This window comes from Burkholderia sp. BCC1208, from assembly GCF_902833095.1.
Lineage (GTDB): Bacteria > Pseudomonadota > Gammaproteobacteria > Burkholderiales > Burkholderiaceae > Burkholderia.
In genome coordinates, this window is the sequence record NZ_CADFDY010000012.1 from 27,884 (window position 1) to 51,818 (window position 23,935).

The following is a 23,935-nucleotide window of genomic DNA, read 5'->3' on the forward strand; positions in this document are numbered from 1 at the left end:
CACGCGACGCGCGCGGAGGGCGGAAAATCGGCAAGGCGCTACCGACGACGCTGGCACTGCGTCGCAAGCGCTACCCCAATCAGTCCGACTACCCCTATGGTGCGCTAGAAACGCGCGGATCAAGCCACTGCTTATAGTGTTCATCGCCGCTTCCCCGACTGGCTTGTGACGAACTGGCCGCCCCCACATCATCGTTGCATCGTGTCGACCGCTCGCCGGTGCGTCCCATCTCGCAAACCGCATGCCATGCGATATTCCACTGCGCATTGCGCGCGGCATGCGGCCGTCAGCCCTGACCATTTCGCAGGGAACGGCATTTTTCGTTTCAGGAATGTATCGCGCTAACGGGGCGCCCGCGGTGGCGATCATTGAACACCGCGACGCAATGCCTTGATTTGACGGACGAATCCGGCGCGTCCAGGCGCGCCGGACGTCCCTGCGAACGGTTGTTTCAACCTTGAGAACCGTCTCCCGACACATGGCCCGCGGTTCGCGCGTTTCTGCTGACGAACCGCGTGTTGCGGAGGCCGGCAGCCGTCCATTACGCCCGGCGAACGGGGGCGAGCCGCTCAATGCCTCGCACCGCACGGCCGCCGATACGGCCGGAACACGGGTTCTCCCCGAAATACGAAACGAATTTGATTCATCCGTGAAAATACCCACACGATCATGCGGCGAAAAATATTGCCATCCGGCACGCTGCGGGCGTAATAATTAAAACAAATGCAAACACGCGATTTCGACAAAATCGCGCTCAGCGTTTTCATTCCATTCGATCAAACTCATTTCACCCATGTATCCCAGGCGAGCAATTCATTGAAGAAACGTTTTCGAGCATTTATCCGCTTGATTCTCATTATTTGAAAATGCCGATCCAAGACACCTTTCACGCCGTCGGTCTCGTAAAAACCTGATTCATCGCGCGTTTCGCCGTGTCGAACCGTATCGATCCCGCGATCGCCACGCGAGCTTCCCCTGTCCCCACGATTCACGCATGAATCACAAACGCGCGCGCCGAACGGTCACGACCCGGCCGCGCCCGCACGCAGCGGGATTTCGTCATTCACGGCATGCCGATTGCCTGATGTCGGCTCACACCGAGCGGTACACCACGGCACACGAAATACAGGCGGCCGCCCGTCAGCCGAGCAGCTCCTTCTTGCGCAGATGCACGACGTCGCGCATCGGCGGCGCGCCGAACAGCCGGCTGTATTCGCGGCTGAACTGCGACGCACTTTCGTAGCCGACGACCGCCGCCACCGACCCGACGTCGCCGCCCTGCCGCAGCAACAGCCGCCGCGCCTCGTGCAGCCGCAGTTGCTTCTGATACTGCAGCGGGCTCAGCGTCGTCACGTGCTTGAAATGATGGTGCAGCGACGACACGCTCATGTTGACCGCCTGCGCGAGCGACTCGACGCGCATCGGCTCCGCGAAGTGATCGCGGATCCATTCGATCGCACGCGCGATCCGGTGCGTCTGGCTGCCGGCGATCGCCATGTGCCGCAGCCGCGTGCCCTGCCCGCTCGTCATCAGCCGGTACAGCACTTCCTTCTCGATCAGCGGCGCGACGACCGCGATGTCGGCCGGCGTATCGAGCAGCCGCAGCAGCCGCAACGCCGCATCGAGCAGCGGCGGCGTCAGCTCCGCGAGCGCGATCCCCTCGCCTTCCGGGCCCGCGTCGGGCTCGGGCAGCCGCATCTCGGCCGCCAGCTCGACGATGCGCTGCGGATCGAGCGTCAGCGACAGGCACAGGTACGGTTCGTCCACCGACGCACGCGTCACGCGCGAGAGGATCGGCAAGTCGATCGACGTAATCAGGCAATTGTGGGTGTCGTATTCGTAAGCGTGGCCGGCGACGATCACGCGCTTCGCGCCCTGCGCGGCGATCACCAGCGCGGCGCGCGACACGCCGCAGCCGAGATCGACCGGCCGCGTGTGCCGATGCAGCATCAGACCCGGCACGGCCGTCGAATGCGAGCCGTCCGCCGGCGCGAAACGGCCGATCAGCGACGCCAGTTCGCGCCGCCCGGATTCGCGCGACGCCACGATATCGGTCATGTCCATGACGCATCCTCGAATGATTTCCCGTGTCGCGCGAGCATAGCGAAACGGCTCGCGGCGTGCGGGGGATTTGCAGGATTGTTCAATAAATTTGCAGGATTGGGTAGACGCAAAAACCGGCTGCTCGCGCACACTCCCCGCTAATCCGGCCCATGCCGGGTTTTCCCCACGGAGACAACCAAAATGCCCACCTCGTTTGTCCTGAACGGCAAGAACGTCACCCTCGACGCCGATCCGTCGATGCCCGTCCTCTGGGCGATTCGCGAACACGCGGGACTGACCGGCACGAAATTCGGCTGCGGCATGGCGCAGTGCGGCGCGTGCACGGTGCATCTCGAAGGCCAGGCCGTCCGCTCGTGCGTGCTGCCGCTCGCCGGCATCGCCGGCAAGCACGTCACCACGATCGAAGGCCTGCAGAGCAAGCCCGCGCAGGCCGTGCAGACCGCATGGGTCAAGCTGCAGGTGCCGCAATGCGGCTATTGCCAGTCCGGCCAGATCATGTCGGCCACCGCATTGCTCGAACAAAATCCGAAACCGACCGACGCGGACATCGACGCCGCGATGAACGGCAACCTCTGCCGCTGTGCGACCTACGCCCGCATCCGGGCCGCGATCCACGACGCGGCCGCGACGCTGGGAGCCTGACCATGACGATCGAACTCGACAACACCGATTCGGTGCGCCCGTCGCGCCGCACGTTCCTGAAGGCCGCCGGGGCAGCAGCCGCCGTCAGCCTGACCATCGGCTTCGACTGGGCCGGCCTCGGCCGCCGCGCACTCGCCGCGACCGCGCCGGCCAGCGATTTCGCACCGAACGCATTCCTGCGCATCACGCCCGACGGCGCCGTCACGGTGATCGCGAAGCACGTCGAAATGGGCCAGGGCGCGTATACGGGCATCGCGACGATCGTCGCCGAGGAGCTCGACGCCGACTGGTCGAGCGTGCGCGTCGAAAGCGCGCCGGCCGATGCGAAGCGCTACGCGAACCTCGCGTTCGGCACGATGCAGGGCACGGGCGGCAGTTCGGCCATGTCGAACTCGTGGCAGCAACTGCGCGAAGCGGGCGGCAAGGCGCGCGCGATGCTCGTGCAGGCCGCGGCGGCTCGCTGGAAGGTGCCGGCCGCCGAGCTGACCACCGCCAACGGCGTCGTCACGCACACGAAGAGCGGCAAGACGGCCGCGTACGGCACGCTCGTCGCCGATGCGTCGAAGCTGCCCGTGCCCGACAAGGTCACGCTGAAGCAGCCGGCCGATTTCAAGCTGATCGGGCACCGGATTCCGCGCGTCGACGCATCGTCGAAATCGAACGGCACCGCGCATTTCACGCTCGACACGACGTTCCCCGGCATGCGCGTCGCGCTGCTGCAGCGGCCGCCGCGCTTCGGCGCGACGGTGAAATCGTTCGACGCGACGGCCGCGAAGGCCGTGCCGGGCGTCGTGTCGGTCGTGCAGGTGCCAGGCGGCGTCGCGGTCGTCGCGAACGGCTTCTGGGCCGCGAAACAGGGCCGCGATGCGCTGAAGGTCGAATGGGACGAAACGAAGGCGGAGAAGCGCGGCTCGGACGAGCTCATGCGCGAATACCGGCAACTCGCCGAGAAGCCGGGCACGTCGGCGCGCAAGGACGGCGATGCCGATGCGGCGATCGCCGGCGCGGCGCGCAAGATCAGCGCGACGTACGAATTCCCGTACCTCGCGCACGCGCCGATGGAGCCGCTCGACGCGGTCGTCAAGCTGACGGCCAACAGCTGCGAGATCTGGGCCGGCGACCAGTTCCAGACGGTCGACCAGGGCAACGCGGCCAGGACGGCCGGGCTGAAACCCGAGCAGGTGCAGATCCACACGCTGTATGCGGGCGGCAGCTTCGGCCGGCGCGCGAACGCGTGGTCGGACTACGTGGTCGAGGCCGTGTCGATCGCGAAGGCGCTCGGCGCGGACGGCAAGCCCGTCAAGCTGCAATGGACGCGCGAGGACGACATCCAGGGCGGCTTCTACCGGCCGATGTACTTCCACAAGCTCGACGCGGGCCTGACCGCGGACGGCCGGCTGGTGGGCTGGCGCCACCGGATCGTCGGCCAGTCGATTCTCGCCGGCACACCGTTCGAGGCGTTCATGGTCAAGAACGGCGTCGACGCGACGTCGGTCGAGGGCGCCGCGAACCTGCCGTACGCGGTGCCGAACGTGTCGGTCGAACTCACCACCACCAAGGTCGGCCTGCCGGTGCTGTGGTGGCGCGTGGTCGGCAGCTCGCACACGGCCTACGCGGTCGAGGCGTTCATCGACGAAGCCGCGCACGCGGCCGGCAAGGATCCGTATGCGTTCCGCCGCGACCTGCTCGCGAAGGAGCCGCGCATGCGCGCGGTGCTGGAACTGGCCGCGCAGAAGGCCGGCTGGGATCCGGCCAAGCCGCTGCCGAAGGGCCGCGGGCGCGGGATCGCGGTGGCCGAGGCGTTCAAGAGCTATGTCGCGCAGGTGGCCGAGGTATCGGTCGACGCCGACGGCAAGGTGAAGGTCGAGCGCGTGGTGTGCGCGGTCGACTGCGGAATCGCGATCAATCCCGACATCGTCGCCGCGCAGATGGAGGGCGGCATCGGTTTCGGGCTCGGCGCGGCGATGCACAGCGCGATCACGCTGAAGGACGGCCAGGTCGAGCAGCGCAACTTCGACGGCTACCACGTGCTGCGGATGGCGGAAATGCCGAAGGTCGAGGTGCATATCGTGCCGTCGGCCGAAGCGCCGACCGGGGTCGGCGAGCCGGGCGTCGCGCCGGTCGGGCCGGCCGTGGCGAATGCGATCTTCGCGGCGACGGGCAAGCGGCATTACGTGCTGCCGTTCGATTCGGCGGAGAGCGCGAAGGCTTGATACGCGGAGATGCCGGCTGCCGGGCGAGGTATGCCCCGTGGCCGGCGTTTTTCAACGCATCGCGAGAACACCCGGCTTATCCGGGCTGGTTCCATGTAGGGTTCGATGTCGGCAATTAAAACCACTTATATCACTGATTCATATTGATTTTTCATTGATACCTGTAGGGTTCAATGTAGGGTTCCATGTACGGTTTCCACCGGCCGCCCGCCAACCCGGGTCGAGCGCGTGTTCCCGGCGTCTCCCCCCGTTACATCGGACGTAACGCCCGTAACGTCGCCCCGCGATGCTACGTAACAATCCTTCAGCACCGCGCCTCCCCTTTCATCGATCGTCCGGCGCTTCCCGTTAAAAATTCTTTTAAATTCAAGGCTGCCGCGCCGTCCGCGCCGCGACCGCCAGCTATTGCCATCCGACAATCCTCCCCTGGCCCGGAAGTTGCAGCACAAGGCCCGCAAACACTCCTTTACGGACATGCGAGGGCCACCATGGATTGCAAATACCTGTACATCGACAACATAAAAATCAACTTCGTGCGCCGCACGATCGAAATCGACAACAAGGTCGTCGACGTTACGCCGCGCGAATTCGACGTCGTCGAATTCCTGCTCGACAACATGAACAAGATCGTGCCCCGGCAGGCAATCCAGGAAGCCGTGTGGGGCCGCGAGCTCGGCGTGTCGTCGCGCACGCTCGACACCCATATTTCGCGGATCCGCTCGAAGCTGCAGCTCGAACACGACAAGAATCTGCGGATCATCCCGATCTATGCGGTCGGCTATCGCCTCGTGCTGTTCGGCGCGGCGATGACGCACGTCGAGCGTCACGACGCGGCGCCGATGGTGCGCACGGCCCCGCAACCCGCGATGGCCGCCGACTACGCGTAACGCGTCACCCGCGCGCCGCCCGATCGCGGCACGCCCGCCACGCTTCCCCCACCGCGCTGCGCGGATTCGCAGCACCTCGCGGCCTGCCGGCCGGACGCGGCCTGCACGCCGCCCGGTCCGCCAGCCAGCCGCGCCCCAGCCGCCGCCTCCGGGCGGCGGTTGCTTTTGACCGCCAGCCGTCGCACCGCCATGCTTCATCGCGCCCGGCCGCGCTCCGCCCTCGTTCGTCACGCTTCGTAGCGCGCCGCGCCCGGCATCTCCGCGCGATGGCCGCGACTACGGATTCCGGCGCGGCACGCGGCCATCGCCGTCCCTACAATCGACGCAGCAGCCGCGCGCCCCTCGGCGCCGCCGGCCCCAGAACAATCCGTCGAACCAACGTCGAATCCGCCCCGATCCCGCCGTGCCTGCGCTGTTCCTGACGAATGCCGACGCCGGCGACGCCGCGAACCGGGCCATGCCCGCCGCTTCCCCGCCGCCCGCCGCCGCGCCGGCCGCGGGCGCGCTCGACGCGTCGCCCTACCTGCCGCGCCTGTCCGCCGCCGCCGCGCGCGGGCTGTCGCATGCGTACGGCGCGACGGGCGCCGTCCCGGTCACGCTCGGCGAGCATGCGTACGAAGTGCGCTGGCGCGTCGACGCCGAGCCGGCCGCCGATGCGCACGCGTACCGCTTCGTCGTCGGTCCGGCTGCCGGCACGCTCTGGATCGACCCGGTCGCGGAAACCGAATGGCTCGGCGACGCAGCCGACCCGGCGGTCCCGGCCGTGATCCGCGCGGCGCTGCTTGCCGACCTGTGCGCGCCGCTCGCGGCCGTACTGCAAGCCGCGACGCGGCAGCGCGTGGAACTGCTGCCGCCGCCGGCCGGCGCGCCGGCCTCGCCCGCCTCACCGGCCGCGCTGCGGTTCGAGCTGCGCCGCGCCGACGCCGCGTGGCGCTGCCACGGCGCGCTGCTGTTCGACGCACCGGACGCGCTGGCCGTGTTCTTCGCGGCCGCGCCGGCCGCGCTCGCCGACGCGCGCGCGGCCTACGCGAGCCTGCCCGTGCCGCTCGTGTTCGAGATCGGCCGCACCGAGCTGACGACGGCCGAGCTGGCCGACGTCGTCGGCGGCGACATCATCGCGATCGAGCGCTGGAAGGCACACGAGCAGAACCTGCTGTGCGTCGCGCGGCTGCCGGCCGCGCCGGCGTGGGAAATCACCGGACGGCCGTCGGGCAACCGGCTGACCGTCGAACGAATCAGGGAGATGCCTTTGGAACCGACCCGCACCGACTCCGCCCCGCCGACGACGCACGACGCGCCGCCCGCCGACGCACCGCGCTCGCTCGACGGCCTCGCCGTCGACCTGCGCTTCGAGCTGCCGCCCACGTCGATGCCGCTCGGCGAGCTGAGCGCGCTGCAGCCGGGGGCCGTGATCGAGTTGCAGCAAGGGATCAACCAGAGCGTGATCCATCTCGTCGCGAACGGGATGCTGATCGGCACCGGCCATCTGATCGCGGTCGGCCAGAAGCTCGGCGTGCGCGTCGTCACGCTGACGCAACCCGCGCCGCGCGAGCGCTGAACGATGGGCAACCTGCCGAATCCGGTCGCGCTGATCGCGGTCATCGCCGCGCTCGGCATCGCGCCGTTCGCGGCGCTGATGGTGACGAGCTACACGAAGCTGGTGGTCGTGCTCGGCCTGCTGCGCTCCGCGCTCGGGATCCAGCAGGTGCCGCCGAACCTCGTGCTGAACGGCATCGCGCTGATCCTGTCGCTGTTCATCATGGCGCCCGTCGGGATGTCGATCCGCGACGCGCTGCAGGCGCGCCACTTCGATGCATCCGGGCAATTGTCGACCTCGGACATCGGCGCACTCGCCGATGCCGCGCTGCCGCCGATCAAGGATTTCCTGGTATCGCATACGCGCCAGCGCGACCGCGAATTCTTCGTGCGCACCGCGACGTCGGTCTGGCCGAAGAACCGCGCGGACGGCATCAAGGACGACGACCTGCTCGTGCTGGTGCCGAGCTTCACGCTCGCCGAGCTGACGAAGGCGTTCCAGATCGGCTTCGTCATCTACATCGTGTTCATCGTCGTCGATCTGCTGGTCGCGAACATCCTGCTGGCGCTCGGGATGCAGATGATCTCGCCGACGACGATCTCGGTGCCGTTCAAGCTGCTGCTGTTCGTCGCGCTCGACGGCTGGTCGCTGCTCGTGCACGGGCTCGTGCTGTCGTACCGCGTGGCGGGTGCGGGATGAACGCGCGCCGCCTGCGAACCGCCGCTGCTTGCCTGTGCGCGCTGGCCATGCTCGCGCTCGCGTGCCTGCCGGCGCGCGTCGCGCAGGCGGCCGGCGGCGGCGCCGGTTTCGCGCAACTGGCGCGCGCCTGCGCGCCGAACGTCGATCCCGCGACGCTCGCCGCGCTCGTGCGCACCGAGTCGGGTTTCAATCCGTATGCGATCGGCGTGGTCGGCGGGCACCTGACGCGCCAGCCCGCGTCGCTCGACGAGGCGCGCGCGACCGCGCGCGAACTGTCGTCGCGCGGCTTCAGCTACAGCGTCGGCCTCGCGCAGGTGAACGAACGCAATTTCGCGAAATACGGGCTCGATGAAGCGACGATGTTCGAGCCGTGCCGCAACCTGCAGGCCGGCGGCGCGATCCTGACCGAATGCTTCGCGCGCTCGTCCGGCACCGGCCGCGCCACGCAGGCCGCGTTGCGCGCGGCGCTGTCGTGCTACTACAGCGGCAACTTCACGACCGGCTTCTCGAGCGGCTACGTGAGCCGCGTCGTCGCGAGCGCGCAGCGCAATGCGCGCGAAGGCGGCGTCGAACCGATTCCCGTCGTGACCGACACGCCGCCGCCGGCGCGCGAGCGGCGCATGGCCGCGGCCGCCACGACGCCGCCCGACCGCGCGCGGCGCCTGCCGTCGGCCGCCGCGTCCGCCGATGCGCCGTCGTGCCATGCCAGGCCGGTGGTGATGATGTGCCGCGGGCTGCCGGCGAATCAGGCGAAGCGGCTGTGTGTGCGGTGTCTCGATCAGTGACGAACCGCGGCGCAAGCCGCCGTGCGCTGATCGAACGCACCGCCGTGCGCGCCTCGTAGCCCGCGTCGCGCGCGCGCCCCGACCGCGCCGCCACGCTACGAAACAGCGGCATGCCAGCCGCGAAGCGTCTCCTTACACTTGAAAGCTGGCGGCGCGGCGTACCGTGCGCCGGGTGCTCCGCGCATCGCGCGGCTCAACGGAGACGAGCATGCTGTTGATCGACGGACTGGGACTGGGCGTCAACTGGCAGCGCTTCCTGTCGGAAACGCTGAATCCTGTCGTCGCGCCCCCGCCGCCGCCGCCGCCGCCGAAACAGGACGATCCGGCAGCCGGCCCCGCGAACCCGGTCGCCGCCCCGCCGATTCCCGTCAACGCGTCGTTGGCCACCGACCCGTCGAAGCCGACCAACGCGGAGATCGCCGACGCGACGTCGCTGATGCAGCGCATGGCCGCGCAATACACGGCGCCGCCGCCCGACATCACCGTCGAGAACAAGACGACGCAAGCCGTGCGGCAGGCAATCCAGGACGCGCAGACGAAATACGACGACGCGTCGAAATCGCTGCAGGGCGCGCAGAACGTACTGCACGTGGTCAACCGCGATCCCGAATCGACGCCGGAGGCCCGCAAGGCCGCGCAGGCCGATTACGCAAAAGCGCGCACGGCGACCGACACCGCCCAGCGCGAGCTGAACGTGACGACCGACGCCGGCTACACGATCCTGTATGGCGAACAGGCCGACGCCGACAAGCCGGCCGGCATCCAGATCGACGACGACGGCAAGGTGACGAACCCGGGCGACGCGCAGGACGCGGCCAACGACAAGCTCAAGGCGCTGCAGGCCGCGTTTCCCGACCACGCGAACGACCCGAACTGGGTACCGAAGCCGGGCGACTGCACGAAAGCGGAGCAGTCGAAGCTCTACGACGACTGGAAAAGCGCCGACGCGCACGCGGCCGCCGGTACCGCGAAATACTTCGCGGATCTGTCGAACGCATACCTCGCCCGTACGCAGCTCCGATCCTACCTCGTCGATCCCGACTACAAGGCGGCACTCGACGCGGGCATCGGCGGGCTGAACGACGCGTTGGCAAAGCAGGATCTGCAGGTGAATCTGCCGGAGGCTCCCGAATCGCCCGAAGCCGCGCAAAAGGACCTCACGGCCGCGGCAAAATCGGCGAACCTCACGAACGCGGCGGTCGCGGCGGCCAACGACGCCATCGCTGTCGCGCAGGCGCAGCAGAAGTTCGACGTGGTCGCCGGCCGGCAGGGCACGGTGATCGTCGCGCCGAATTCGGCTTCGGACGCGAACGCCGCGCTCAAGCGCGCGCAGACGGCCGCGAACACGAGCGGCGGCTATCTGCAGATGCTGGCCACGCAGCAACGGGTCGACGACGCACAGGACGACTGTACGGTCGCCCAGCAGGCGTCCGACAAGTGGCACAAGGACAATCCGCAGCCGCCGCACCTGCCGCCCGTCGACGCGAAGGTCGATCTCGATCTCACCGCCGCGTACGCGAAGCTTTACAAGGCGAAACAGCAGGCGAGCATCGCGCACGACGGCTTCGTCGCCGCATACGGTGCGACGCTCGCGCAGCAGTACGACGATCAGGCGTCGAAGATCAGTGCGCAGGTGAAGGCGCAGCAGCCGCTGCTGAAGCCGTTTTTCCAGCAACCGCCGCAATTGACGTCGACCGCCGCACCGCCGGCCCCCTTTTCGTCGCTGTCGACGGCTGCGGGCGCCGCGCCGGGCGCGAGCCCGTCGCTGCCCACGGCCTTCCCGGCCCCTGCACCGACCGGCAAGAATGGCGCGTCGTCGCCGCCGATCCTGTCGCTGAGCGACCCGTCGCGATCGACGACGCCGCTGCCGGCTGCGGCGAGCGGCCCGACGCAGATCGATGCCACGCGCCTGCAGGTGGTCGCCGGCGCGCTGCGGATGGCCAGCAACCGGCTGTCCGACGACGTCAATTCGCGTGCAGCCGACGTCGCACTGGGAAACGCGCAGGACGACGTCGATCAGGCAAAGAGCGCGCTCGCCGCCAAGCAGAAGCAGTACGACGAATGGGCCGCCGCGAACCCGCCGCCGCTGCGGGTGCGCACGTTGCCGGACGGCGACGTGATCCCGGTGCCGTCGTATCGCCCGAACCCGTACCAATCCGAGCTGAACGACGCGCGGGACGCCGTCACGAAGGCGGAGAACGCCGTTCCGCAACTGCAGCTGCTGCGCGACACGTCGCGCCAGCAGGTTCTGCTCGACCAGTTCGACGCGGGCCTCGAGGAGCGGCTGCGCTATGTCGACGAGAAGTCCGACGCGGCCGACGACTACAAGAAGGCGATGCATGACTTCTACGAAGCGCATCGCACCGAAATGTCGAATTCGATGCTCGACGCGGCAAGCCTGAGCACGCAGAACGGCGGCACGATCCCGTTCGGCTTGCTCAACGAGAACCAGCAGCGCAACCTGATCGGCATCGCGCTCGGGCAACAGCCGGACGTGCCGGCCGATGCTTCGTCGCAACCCGTATCGGCAACCAAGGATTCGACTGCGCGCTTCGTCGACAAGGACAAGCTGTCGGCGATCGACTCGGTGCGCGACAAGCTGCTGTCGGTCGGCGGCGGCAAGGACACGCAGATCAGCGTGCTGCCGATGGTGTATGCCGCGAAGGACACCGGGATGACGACGAGCGCGCTGTTCAAGGTAACGGACAAGGACGGCAAAGCGCACTACATCGACGAATCGGCCGGCAACTACGACAGCATCAACGACTATCTCGACAGCAACCAGCTGTCGTCGGACGGCACCGTCGACATCCTGACCGGCCACAACGAGGACGGCTCGCAGCAGCTCGTGTCGAAGGCCGCGCACAACGACAGTACGTTCGATTCCGTGCTGAATTTCTTCACGGGCACCGGCGTCAACGTGGGGATGCTGCTCGGCGGGATGGCGCTCGAAGTGATCGGCACGGCGCTCGACGGCACGGTGATCGGCGCGGCGATTGGCGTGCCGCTGAACATCCTCGGCGCGGGGATGACCTACACGGCGATCGGTTCCGCGATGACGAAGGCAGGCCTCGATCTCGCCAACCGCGTCCAGCACGACCAGAGCATCAGTCCGTTCGACGCCGGCGCCCGCGCCGACTACATCAACCTCGTGCCGATGGCTGCCGGTGGCGCCGCGAAACTCGCGGGCACGAAGCTGTTCGAGCGCGCGGTCACGACGAAGGTCGCATCGGTCATCGCCAAGGGTGCGCAACGGACGGCGTTCGCGACCGGTGTCGCCGGCGCCGGCGAGGCGTTCGTCGAATCCGGTATCGACCTGGCGCAAGGCAATACGAAGGCGGCCGGCGAAGCATTCGAATCCGGCGTCATCAACACCGCGCTGATGGGTGCGGGGGTCGCGAAGCAACGCGCGGTCACGGGTATCCGCACCCGCACCGGACGGCCGATTGCCGCGCACACGACGGATGGCAACGTCGTCAAGGTCGATGACCAGACGATCGGGCAAATCCTGAACAAGGACGGCGCCGCGTCGCTGTCGGCCGACCGCACACGGGCGACGCTCGACGGCGAGCCCGTGAAGGTCGCGCCCAACGGCGTACTGATGGTCGGCGACAAGGTGCTGACCTACGAAGACCAGCCGATCCGCGTGCTCGACAAGGTGTCGGCGAAGCAGATGCCGCCCGGCAAGTCGGTGGTGCTCGGCCAGGACGGCACGCTGTCCGTCGTATCGGCTTCACCGAAGGCCTGGACCCACGGCACGCGGGTCGAAAGCGTGACGGACACCGGCGAGCGCCTGACGTTCGGCCCGGACGGCGCCATCGGCACGACGTCGAACATCGTCGCGAAATCGCGGCTCGACCGGCTGGACGAGATCATCGACCAGGGCAAGGACCTGCACCACCAGTTGCGCGACGCCGCGGCGAGGGAGGCACGCCGTGTCCGGCAGGCCGCCGCCGAAGGTGAAAGCGCGAATGCGGCCCACGATGCTTACAGCACGCAGCGCACGAGCGAGGCACGCGCGCAGGCCGACCGGCAGCACGACGACATCGATGCGGATCGCACGACGGCCACCCGCGGCGCCACTGCGCGCGCCGCCGATATCGACGAACCGGCCGGCGGCGGCACGCGCACGAAGCCGGACGGCCCGCCGCGCGTCGATGTACGGGTCGTCGCCCTGACGGACGAAGCGCCCGCCACGCGGCCGGCGACGTCCGACCCGGCCGGCATCGCGGTGCCGCGCGGGCCGAGCGTCGAGCCGATGCAGGTCGGCGAGCGCACGGTCTATCTCGTGCGGAACGGGGCGAGCCGCGATCCGGGTGCGCCCGCCCTGCGTCCGCAGGATCTCGACGAGCCCGTGATCGTCGTCGCCGGCGAGCACGACGCGGCGCTCGCGCCCGAGCTGGCGAACCGCTGGCAGAAACCCGTCTACGCGGCCGCACCCGACGCATTCGGCGCCGATGGGCAATTGCACGCCGACGCGCGGGTGCTGCGCTTCGATCCGGAGCCGGAACCGGTGGCGACGGCAAGCAGCCCGTCCGGAGCCGCGGGGGCTGACGAAGCATCGCCGGCGCCATCGCGCTCCGCGGCGCCCGACGAAACGGTGATCGTGCTCGCCGGCAAGCGCGGCCCGAACGAGCCGGCGATGCCGCGCGCGGTCGCCACGCCCGAACCCGTCACCGCGCACGACGGCATATTCAGCGCGCCGAACCGCGTGCTGGTGGTGGTCAAACCGGACCACCCCGCCGTGGCCGAAGCAGCGGCCAAACCCGCGGCGGATCGCGGGACGGCCGCCGCCTCCCGTGGTGACGAGACGACCGCCGAGGCCGCGGGCGACAAGACCGTCCGCACGCATGCCGGCGACGAACGCCCGTCCGTGCCGACCGACGATCCGGCGCGCGCCGCGCCCGCGGAAACGCCCGGCGCCGCGACGCCCGATTACGCCACCCCGAATCCCGGCTGGATCACGCGGATGCAGATGCGTCTGGGCGGCGCACCGTTGCCGGAAGCCGTACAGGCGCTCGCGATGCAGTCGGGCACGCTCGCGACGCAGTTGCGCATGCTGCAGGACGCCGGCTGGCGCGTGACGATCGGCAAGCGCGGCCGCGGCAGCCACGTCGATACGCGCAAGCGCCGCGTGACGATCGACGGCGGCCTCCGCGATGCCGGCAGCATCACGTACGTGCTCGCGCGCGAATCGCGCAAGGCCGTCGAAGCGATGGCCGGCGTACTGGATCACGACTACGGGCCGCGCGGCGGCTTCACGCGCAAGGCGCTCGAGGCCGAGGCACGCGCGCAGATCAGCGCGTTCGAGGCCCGCTACGAGATCAAGCTGGCAACCGGCACCGACATTGCCGCGCACCTCGCTCACCCCGACGCAATCGCGCGCGAAGGCGCGAACTGGCGCGGACGGTCGCACGACTACGCAGGCACGGTCGACCGGCTGGCGAGCACGCTGGGCGACGTGCATACGTCGGCTGCGGACGGCGCGACCTATCGCGCGTTCTACAACGACGCCTGGTCGCATCAGAAGGGGCGCGGCGGCATGCCGCGCCGGATGCCCGCGCCGCGGATGGACGAAACCGGCACCGCACCGCGCGGCGTCGCCCGCTTCGATGCGCGCGTCGCCTGGAGTCGCGCGCATGCCGAGATCGCGTCGCCGTACCGCGCGGGCGAGCGCCCCGATGCCGCCGAGCTTGCCGCCGCGCGCACGCGTCATTTCACGATCGACCCCGGGCGCCGCGTGGTCGTGCTGCACGCCGACACGCGCGCGGACGGCACCTTGCTCGTCGACGGCCGGCCGGTCAGCGCGCACGAATACATGCTCGAGATGGCGCCGCCGTTCGTGGTGCAGGAAGGCTATGCGATCGTGCTCGCCGCGAAGCACGACGGCGCCGCGCACGCGGCGCGGCTCGCGAACCTGTGGCAACGGCCCGTGTATGCCGCGCCCGCGGAAGCGGTCGGCGCGCACGGCGCGCTGCTCGATACCGGCACATTCCATCGCCTCGATCCGGCGCCCGCCGCGCCGCACGATCTCGGCCCGCTGAACGCCGACCCGCTCGGCGTCTATGCGCACGGCGACCGCAACGCGCGGGTCGACCTCGCGCACGAAGCCGGAGAACTGCTCGGCGCCGGTGGCGAAAAAACCGTATTCGCGCTCGGCGACGACGCCGCGCTCGGCATCTACGATCGCCACGCCCACGCGGAATCCGGTCACGTGCGTGCGGCGGTCGACGAACGGCTTGCGCTCGACGACCTGCGTTCGTACGGACTGCAGACGGTCACGATGAGCGGCCCGTTCTCGGTGCTCGGTCGCGTCGGCGTGCTGTATCGCCCGCTCGGCGTCCTGCATACGCACACGATGGCCGCGACCGGCACGCTGCCGCGCGTCGTCACGCGGGCCGCCCTGGAACACGTCCGGAAGATTCGCGCGGTGGTCGAACGCGAAGGCCTCGCGTTCGACCTTCAGGGCATCTTCACGCGCAAGGGCGACTTCCTGCTGAGCGATCCCGGCCCGGTCTCGCGCGACCCGATCGAACACCTGCGCACGCTGGAGAAACTCACCGAACTCGAACGGCTGCTCACGCACGGCCTCGAACAGGGCGACATCGCGATCGCGCGCCCGGTCATCGCCGACACGTTGCCGCCCGATGCGTTCGTTCAGAAGCCGTCCGTCATCACGCAGATCCGGATGCGGTTCGGCGGCGCGCCGCTGTCGAAGCAAGCGCTCGCGCTCGTCAGCCGCTCGACGCTGCTGAGCGGACAGATCGCTCAGGCCCAGGCCGCCGGCTGGAAGGTCGTGGTTGGTCGGCCCGGGCGCGGCAGCCGGATCGATACGGACAAGCAGCGCATCGTGCTCGACGGCCGGATGCGCCACACCGGTACGCTCGTGTACGCGCTCGCGCACGAAGCACAGCATGCGGTCGACGCGATCGCCGGACGCCTGCTGCTCGACGGCGCGCCCGGCGATACGCTGGTCGATCGTGCGCTGATGGCCGAGGCGCGCGCGCAAGCGAACGCGTTCGCGGTGCGCCGCGCGCTCATCGACGACACGGGCATCGACATCTCGAAGGATGTCCTCCTGCCCGACGCGATCGCGCGCGAAGCCGACCGCGTGATGCCCGGCGACGAAGCCGGCCTGCGCCGGCTCGCGGACGCGTTCGGCGACGCCGAGCCGTCGGTGCCCGGCTACGCGACCTATCGCGACTACTACGCGAGCCAGATCGCGCGCATGCAGGCCGGCGGCGCACCGCGCGAAATGGCCGCGCCGGCCTCTCCGGCGCATCGGCCGGCGCGCGGGCTCGCCGCGCGCAAGGCCGCCAAGCGCGAACAGCGCGCGCTCGATCTGCTCGCGTCGCACGGCAAGCGCGACCTGCTGCGCGTCGACGGCGACCAGCTCGACAGCATCGACGCGATGAAGGCAGCATTCGGCACCGACGCGCACGTGCTGATCGCGCTGCGCACCGACCGCCCCGCCGACCAGCTCGACGCGATCCACCCTCAGCCCGAATTCGTCGCGAGCTTCCGGACCAACGCACAGGGCAAGTTCGTCGACAAGCAGGCGGCATCGGCCGATATCGATCAGAACCTGTTGCAGGACGCGTTTCTCTCGCTGAAGGACAAAGGCGCCGCGAGCCGCGGCGATTACGATTACTACGTGTCGCCCGTCACGCTCGCCGAGTTGCGCCAGTTCGGCGGCGCCGCGCGCGTCGACGCGTATTTCGGCGAACGCCGCGCATGGGATGTCGAGCCGTCGGTCACGGGGGTCGACGCGGAGGTCGTCGAAAACGTGCACAAGCTCGATAGCGCGCCGCGCTTCCTGCGACCGAAACCCGCGGCACGACACGATCCCGGCGCGGGGACGACGATCTATGCGGTCGAACACAAGACCGGCACGGTGCTCGGCTACGCGACGCGCGATGGCGCCGGGAAATGGACCTACGTCGAAAAGACGTCGCTCGGCGATGCCACGATCGAATCGCGCGAGCTGGCCGCCGCGTTCCGGCGCCGCAGTTGGGCATTGCCTGACGGCCGCCGTGGCGTGCAGTTCGTCGTCGCGAAGGTCGCGCACGACGTCGTCGAAAGCTATGGCGGCTTCGCGCCAACCAAGATGCGCCGCCCGATCAGCAAGCCGAAGACGCCGCTGTCGAAGCCGGACGCGTACGTGCAGCGCGTGCTCGGGAAGACGCATCCGTCGCTGCGGCGCCAGAACCGCGCGGCAGCCGAGGCGGAGCTGCCCGACATCCTCCCGACGACGGCGGACAGCGCGCTCGACTTCAACGCGCACCACGCGGACGAGCTGAAACGCGCGCTCGAGATGGGCAAGATTCCCGACGGGCACTACGTGTACGTGTACGACCACGAAGGCACGATCACCGACGTGCTGACCGGGTCGCTGACCGGCCTCATCGCGGTGGAGAACGGCACGGTGCGCTGGTACGACGACGTCGGCCAGTTCCGCGACCCGCATCACCCCGGCCTGCCGCTGGAGCGGGCGACGATCGGCCGCGGGCCGTATGGCGGCAATCAGCACTTCCTGCTTTCCAGGCTCGCCCCCGACGTATTCGAGCCGCGCGCCGCCGCGCTCAAGGCGGCCGCGCTGCAAGCCGCGCAGCCGGCGGCGCCGCCGCCCGCCGCGAGCCAAGGCGGCAAAGGCGCGCAAGCGGGCAAAGGCGGCAACGCTGGCCGAAAAGGTCGCAAAGGCAAGCATGCCGCGCGCGGCACCCAGCGAAACCAGCCGGCCGCCGTCGCGCCGGCCAGGCCGCCCGCCGCCCCGCCCCCGAAACCGATCGCGCTCGAGCCGTTCCAGCCTGCGTACGTATCGGGCGTGATCGTCGAATCCGTCACGCGCTACGGCAACGCGAAGATCGCCGATTTCGCGTCGACGCTCGAGCGCCTCACCGAATGGGGCAAGCGCGACGTGGGGCGCAAGGAAGGCAACGGCCTCACGTTCACCGACTCGCCGAAGGCCATCCTCGCCGATGCCGTACTGGCGAAGAAGATCTTCGGGACGCTGCACATGTGGCGCGAGGCATCGAGCCTGCACCCGCACGGCGCGTTCACCCGCGCCCCGGCCCAGCGCAATCTGTTCATGCGGGGCGCGCAGTGGATCGGCGCGGCGCGCAGCACGGACAGAAAGCTGATCCGGCAATACGTGAAGCTGGCCACGCAGGCCAAGCTGACCGGTCTCGCCGACCGCTTCGTCCCGATGTCGCGTTCGTTCTCGCTGCGCGACGATCCCGAGCAGATGAAGCGCTACATCAGGCGATATGGCGGCGCGCTGCCGGCCGTCGCGCTGCAGGTTGATCCGTATTCGCTCGCCGCCGCGATGGGCGCCCTGCAGGATCCGGGGTTCATCCAGCGCGCCAAACGCTTCGGCGATCCGTCCGGCGCGCGCTACGACGACGATACGGCGACGCTCACGCGCACGGACGCCAACGGCACGCACACGCTCGAACTCGACGATCTCGCCCACTTGCACAAGTGGCTCACGGCGGCCTCGGAATACGGTTTCCTGCTGCGCATCGAAGCTGCACCGTCGCGGCCCCGCGTGTCGCTGGAAGACGGCCATGCGATGGCCGGCACGAACAACGGCTACGCGGAAATGCGGCGCATCGGCGAGGCGCTCGAAACATGGGCGGCGCATAACGGCGGCAAACCCTCACCGCTCGTGCTGCTGACCTTCCACGGTTCGGACGCCGTGCTCGAACCGGTGCCGGGCGAAGGCCACGTCGCGTTGCTCGACGCGATCCTGAGCCGCAAGCAGCTCGACTGGGTGCACGTCGGCCTGTCATGGGGCACGCACGGCGACGACTTCATCGCGAACGCGGATCTGACGCGCGCCCTGGCAGCAAAGATCGCCGACTACGGGAAAAACGCCCCGGAAAAATTCGCGAGACTGCACGGCGGCGATGCGCTGACGCGCGTGTTCGAACCGGTCGGCGCGCAGGATTTCGCGAATCAACAGCGGTTCCTGTTCTCGGAAATCGAGCGCATCGCGAAAAAAACGCACAAGATGTCCGACGCCGAGATAGTGGCATTACGCGACGCGCTATACGAAGGCAACACGTCGACGCTGCTGAACCAGGCACGCCGGGCGACGAACGAGACGGCGCAAGCGCGATGGAACAGCAAGGCGCCCCACAACCGGCTCGCCAGGCTGGCCCACGAGGCCGGCAAAAAATGGCTCGACAGCCATGGCGGCAGCGTTGCCGGGCGGCCGTCGCTCGCATCGGTATCGGCGGCCGACAGCCGCGTGTACTGGAAGAACGTCACCGGCCAGAAAGCGCTGCAGTACGACGCGTCGCTACCGATCGGCGCCGCGCGCAAGGCCATCGCGCAGCCCGATATGCCGAGCGCCACGATGGACGAGGCCACCGCACGGCTCAACGCGCTGCGCGTGCACCGACTGTCGAAAGCCCGATCGGACCTGCGGAACGCATGGCTCGCGGGTGGAGCCGTCGTCGGCCTTTCGACCGGGATCGGCCTTGGGTTCCATCAGCTCGATACGACCGGGCTGGGCAATGCGTCGTCGTCGCTTCTGCTGGTGTCGCGCCTCGGACGCGTGTTCCAGGTCATGCACCAGGGCGCCATCCGCAGCCTGCAGTCGGGCGACCCGAGGGCCGCGGTGGCAGCCATCACGAGCCTCGGCGCGACACTCGCGCGCCAATTCAACTCCACGGCGCACGACTACGGCGCGCATCGACTCGCTCAGCTGGAGTCCGCGGTACGCCATGCGCAGGCAAAGGCGATGCAATACGTCGAGCAATACCAGCAGGGGACGATGAGCTTCGACGACGCGAAGACGAACATCACCGCGCTCGCCGACGACGTGCTCACGCAAATGCAGGGGTTCGTCGGCGGCACGTCGCTGCAGCAACTGCATGCGGGCAATCCGCGCAGCGGGCTGGGCATCACGGCGCGCGCGGGCATGACGGTCGCATCGGTTGCGACGGTCGCGACCGGGATCCTCAAGACCTTCTATCCAGCGCACCCGCTCACGGCATTCGACGCCACGCTGGGCTGGACGGCCATCGCCAGCGGCGTGATCGGCACCGCCTACGCCGGTACGTCGCTCCTGATGGTGTCGCGACGCGTGAACGCGGACAAACGCAGTCGCGTCGTGCGCCTGCTCGATTCGACGGGCGACTTCGCGTCGGTCGCGCTCGGCGGACTCTCCGCCGTGTCCCAATGGCGGCAGGGTGAGTACGATCTCGCAATCGCGACCGGCACCATGACCTCGTTGCTGCTCGCCGGCCGGCTCAATACGCACTTCCCGAACGCGACGCCGTTCGTCAAGCGGATCCCGACCGCGGTGGTCATGATTCCGGTCGCCGCATTCGGGTACAAGTTCGTGATCGGCATCGCGCCCGTGATCGGGGGACTCTTCAACTGGCTTTTCGGCAGCGGATCGTCGCAGTCGAACGTCGCGCCGAGCGCATCGTCGAGTGCTTCGCCAAGTGCGTCATCGAGCGCGTCGCCGGCGCCATCGCCTTCGACGAGCGCCACACCATCCCAGCCGCAGCCGTCGCCAGGCACGCCGTCGAACCCGCCTTCGCCGTCGAACGCCGCGCAGCCCTACATCGTCGTCGACGGCGATTCGCTGTGGGTGATCGCGGACCAGCATCGCCAGTCGCTGCTCGACGCCGCGCACGTATCGCGTGCGGACCAGCAGGCGATGACGCGCGGCGAGCAGGATGCGCGTGCGCTGAACGAGATCCTGCAGCTCAATCCGTCGGCCGCGCGCGATCCCGCGCACTTGCCGATCGGCACGCCGCTGGTGGTCGGATGATGGTCGGCCCGCCGCGCACCCCATGCGGCGGGCGCGACCATGCCGTCACCCCGCGCGCTGCGCCTCCAGCCACGCCTGGAACATCAGCACCGTCCACAACTGGTGCTGCCAGTTCATCCGGCCCGTCTGGTGCTGGCGCCACAGCCGTTCGACCGCCGCCGCATCGAAGAAGCCTTCCTCGCGCAAGCGCGACGGCCGCAGCAGCGCCTCGGCCCAGTCGCGCAGCGCGCCGCGCAGCCAGTGGTCGACGGGCGCGCAGAAGCCCTGCTTCGGCCGGTCGATCAGCGCGGACGGCACGTACCGGTCGAGCAGCCGGCGCAGCAGTGCCTTCGACTGCCCTTCCGGCAAGCGCACCGATGCCGGCACGCGCCACGCGAATTCGACGACGTGATGATCGAGGAACGGCATGCGCGTCTCGAGGCTCACGGCCATCGCCGCGCGATCGACCTTCGCGAGAATGTCGGTCGGCAGGTACGTGAGCGTGTCGATCGCCATCGCCTGCTCGGCGAAGCTCAGATGCGCCGGCCACGCGGACACCGTGTCGAGCGGCGTCGGCGGCTCCTGCCCCGACAACGCGAGGCGCTCGGGATGATGCACCGACGACATCAGCAGCCGGTACAGCCCGATGCGGCTCTCCGCCGTCATCACATGGCCGAGCTTGTGCAGGCGATCGCCGATGCGCGACGACGATTCGCGCGCCTCCACGCCGCCCCACGCGCCCTGCGCGACGGCCGCGAGCTGGTCCGCGTGATCGGGTCGCAGCGCATGCAAGGCGGCGGCGATCCGCGCGCGCACGGCGGCCGGCACGCGATGCAGCTTGCGCCAGAGGCGCGGCGTCAGGAAGTAGCGCGTATAGCCGCCGAACAGCTCGTCGCCGCCGTCGCCGGACAGGCTCACCGTCACGTGCCGGCGCGTCAGTTCGGAGACGAGAAAGGTCGGGATCTGCGATGCATCGGAGAACGGCTCGTCGTAGATCGACGGCAGCTTCGGCACGACGCCGAGCGCATGGTCGGCCGTCACGTAAAGCTCGGTATGGCGCGTGCCGAGATGGCGCGCGACGGCCTTCGCGTAACCGGCTTCGTCGTAGCCGGCCTCGTGAAAGCCGATCGTAAACGTGTCGACCGGCGTCGCCGATTGCGCCTGCATCAGCGCGACGATCGCCGACGAATCGATGCCGCCCGACAGGAACGCGCCAAGCGGCACGTCGGCTTCCATCTGCCGCGCGACGGCCTGACGCAGGATCGTGTCGAGCTGGTCGACGGCTTCGTCGGGGCTGCCTTCGAACGGCTGCGCGCGGCCCGCCTCGATCGCCTGTTCGAGCGTCCAGTACGCCCGCACGCGCGGCGTGTCGCGCGCATGTTCGAACTGGATGTACGTGCCGGGCGGCAGCTTGCGGATGCCGCGATAGATCGTGTAGGGCGCGGGCACGCTCGACTGGCGCAGGTACAGGCACAGCGCGTCGCGGTCGACCGTGCCGTCGAAGCCCGGATAGCCGCGCAGCGCCTTCAGCTCGGACGCGAACACGAGCGCGTCGCCGATCCGCCCGTAGTAGAGCGGCTTTTCGCCGATCCGGTCTCGTGCGAGCGTCAGCACCCGCGACGCGCGATTCCACAGCGCGAACGCGAACATGCCGGTCGCGCGGCGCAACGTGGCCTCGACGCCCCACGCGACGATCGCCGCGAGCAGTACCTCGCTGTCGGAATGGCCGCGCCACGCCGGTGCGCGCCCCGCGCGCTCGAGCTCCGCGCGCAATTCGCGATGGTTGTAGATTTCGCCGTTGAAGACGAGGACGTAGCGGCCGCACGCGGAAGCCATCGGCTGCCGGCCGTGCACCGACAGGTCGACGATCGCGAGCCGCCGGTGGCCGAGCGCGATGCCGGCCTCCGGGTCGACCCAGATCCCCTGCCCGTCCGGCCCGCGATGCGCGAGGCTCGCCGTCATTCGCGCGAGCGTGCCGCGCGCTGTCTCCTCATCGAAGGCGACGCTATTCAGAAAGCCGTCGATTCCGCACATTGATTTGTCTGCCCCTGTTGACCTGTCCCGTCACGCGCGGCGCAACCTCCGGCCCGCCGTCGGGCATGACGGTCGAGCCATATTACGAAGAAATAAATCAGCAATAATTCACCAGTGAACGTCGGCGGGGTTTGGAAAAAAAATAGACGTCAAGCGCCGTGTGCGCATGACGGTGCGACAGGGCCATATCGAATCGGACCAGTCGCCCGGGAAGATGGGTAAACCGAAAAAAGGGCGGCATGCCGACAGGGGCGCCGCCACGCCGCGTCAACCCGCGCCGGTCGCCCATTTCAGCAACTGCGCGACCTCGCGGAAATGCTGCGGCTGGATCGTGCCGTTCTCGGGCGTCGTCTCGTACAGCGCCTGCGCGAGCCCGACGTTCGCGAGCGTCGGGCGCAGCGCGTCGCGGGCCAGCCGCACGATCCGCTCGGCCGCGTCGCCCTCGCCGCGCGCGAGCACCCACGGCAGCGAACCCATCCCGCCGTAGTAGAGCGCGACCGCGACGCGCGGCGAATAGACGACCACCGACGCATAGCCGATCCGGTCGGGCAACGACGCGAACTGCGCTTCGCGCGCGAGCTGGCGGCGCTTCGCCTGGACGTGCGGATCGCCTTCGTCCTCCTTGTGCTCGCGCCGCACTTCGTCGATCGACATCTTCATCTTCTGGTTGAACTCGTGCCGCTGGTGCACGATGTCGATCAGCGCCATCACGATGTAGATCAGCGCGGCCCAGCCGAACAGCAGCATCAGCAGCTTCACGATCAGCGCGAGGATCGAGACGGGCCGCGTGAAGCCCGACTGCACGGACGGGTCGAGCGACTGGACGATCAGCCAGCCGAGCGTCGCGACGAGCAGCGCCGTCTTCAGCAGCATCTTCGCGAGGTTGACGAGGTTGCGCAGCGACCACAGGTTCTTCATCCCCTCGGCCGGATTGAGCCGCGACAACTGCGGCACGAGGCGGCTCCACGCCATCACGCCGCCCACCTGCACGAAGCCCGCGAGCAACCCAGCCAGCAGGCCGGCGGCCACGATCTGCGCGGACAGCATCGCCCAGTCGCGCGCGGCGCCGTCGATCAGCACCGCGAGCCGCGCGGACGGATCGGCCGCGCCGACCGCGTCGAACACGAGCCGGAACAGCGCCTGCAACCGCGCGAACAGCGAACCGATGCCCACCGCGAGCGCCACGCACACGCCGACGAAGAACGCGGATGAAACCGTTTCCGCGCTCTTCGGCACCTCGCCTTTCTCGCGCGCCTCGCGCAAGCGCTTCGCGGTCGGCTTCTGGTCCTTTTCGGCCATGTCGGCTC

General features: G+C 69.0%; 10 protein-coding genes. 7 read left to right on the forward strand and 3 right to left on the reverse strand.

The window, feature by feature from the left end; genetic code table 11:
- Positions 1-1,140 precede the first annotated feature (1,140 nt).
- On the reverse strand, positions 1,141-2,064 hold the full coding sequence (locus HWX09_RS27415) for an AraC family transcriptional regulator (protein ID WP_027781105.1): 924 nt from the start codon (positions 2,062-2,064) through the stop codon (positions 1,141-1,143).
- A 180-nt stretch (positions 2,065-2,244) separates the two neighbouring features.
- Here HWX09_RS27415 and HWX09_RS27420 point away from each other — a divergent pair, with 180 nt between their 5' ends.
- From HWX09_RS27420 to HWX09_RS27450, 7 genes are all read left to right on the forward strand, one after another.
- Entirely contained in the window at positions 2,245-2,706 is a 462-nt protein-coding gene (locus HWX09_RS27420; RefSeq protein ID WP_027781106.1) for a (2Fe-2S)-binding protein, read from the forward strand.
- A 2-nt stretch (positions 2,707-2,708) separates the two neighbouring features.
- Positions 2,709-4,919: a xanthine dehydrogenase family protein molybdopterin-binding subunit gene (locus tag HWX09_RS27425; RefSeq protein WP_027781107.1), complete on the forward strand. Its 2,211-nt coding sequence runs from the start codon at positions 2,709-2,711 to the stop codon at positions 4,917-4,919.
- Between the two features lie 488 nt (positions 4,920-5,407).
- Positions 5,408-5,806, forward strand: coding sequence for a winged helix-turn-helix domain-containing protein (locus HWX09_RS27430; RefSeq protein WP_027781108.1), 399 nt, complete (start codon positions 5,408-5,410; stop codon positions 5,804-5,806).
- A 403-nt stretch (positions 5,807-6,209) separates the two neighbouring features.
- Positions 6,210-7,364: a type III secretion system cytoplasmic ring protein SctQ gene (sctQ, locus tag HWX09_RS27435; RefSeq protein WP_027781109.1), complete on the forward strand. Its 1,155-nt coding sequence runs from the start codon at positions 6,210-6,212 to the stop codon at positions 7,362-7,364.
- A gap of 3 nt (positions 7,365-7,367) precedes the next feature.
- The gene (gene sctR, locus HWX09_RS27440; RefSeq protein WP_006480865.1) at positions 7,368-8,042 is read left to right on the forward strand and encodes a type III secretion system export apparatus subunit SctR; all 675 of its coding nucleotides are present in this window, start codon (positions 7,368-7,370) and stop codon (positions 8,040-8,042) included.
- On the forward strand, positions 8,039-8,827 hold the full coding sequence (locus tag HWX09_RS27445) for a lytic transglycosylase domain-containing protein (protein ID WP_027781110.1): 789 nt from the start codon (positions 8,039-8,041) through the stop codon (positions 8,825-8,827). Before sctR ends, HWX09_RS27445 begins: the two co-directional genes overlap by 4 nt.
- A gap of 208 nt (positions 8,828-9,035) precedes the next feature.
- Positions 9,036-20,615 (forward strand): LWXIA domain-containing protein, encoded by an 11,580-nt coding sequence (locus HWX09_RS27450; protein ID WP_027781111.1) that lies wholly within the window; start codon positions 9,036-9,038, stop codon positions 20,613-20,615.
- 45 nt (positions 20,616-20,660) lie between these two features.
- Here HWX09_RS27450 and asnB read toward each other — a convergent pair whose 3' ends face one another.
- Together asnB and HWX09_RS27460 are read right to left on the reverse strand one after the other, a co-directional pair.
- Complete coding sequence (gene asnB / locus HWX09_RS27455; RefSeq protein WP_027781112.1) at positions 20,661-22,628, reverse strand: asparagine synthase (glutamine-hydrolyzing); 1,968 nt, start codon at positions 22,626-22,628, stop codon at positions 20,661-20,663.
- Between the two features lie 267 nt (positions 22,629-22,895).
- Positions 22,896-23,927: an EscU/YscU/HrcU family type III secretion system export apparatus switch protein gene (locus HWX09_RS27460; RefSeq protein ID WP_027781113.1), complete on the reverse strand. Its 1,032-nt coding sequence runs from the start codon at positions 23,925-23,927 to the stop codon at positions 22,896-22,898.
- Positions 23,928-23,935: the final 8 nt, after the last annotated feature.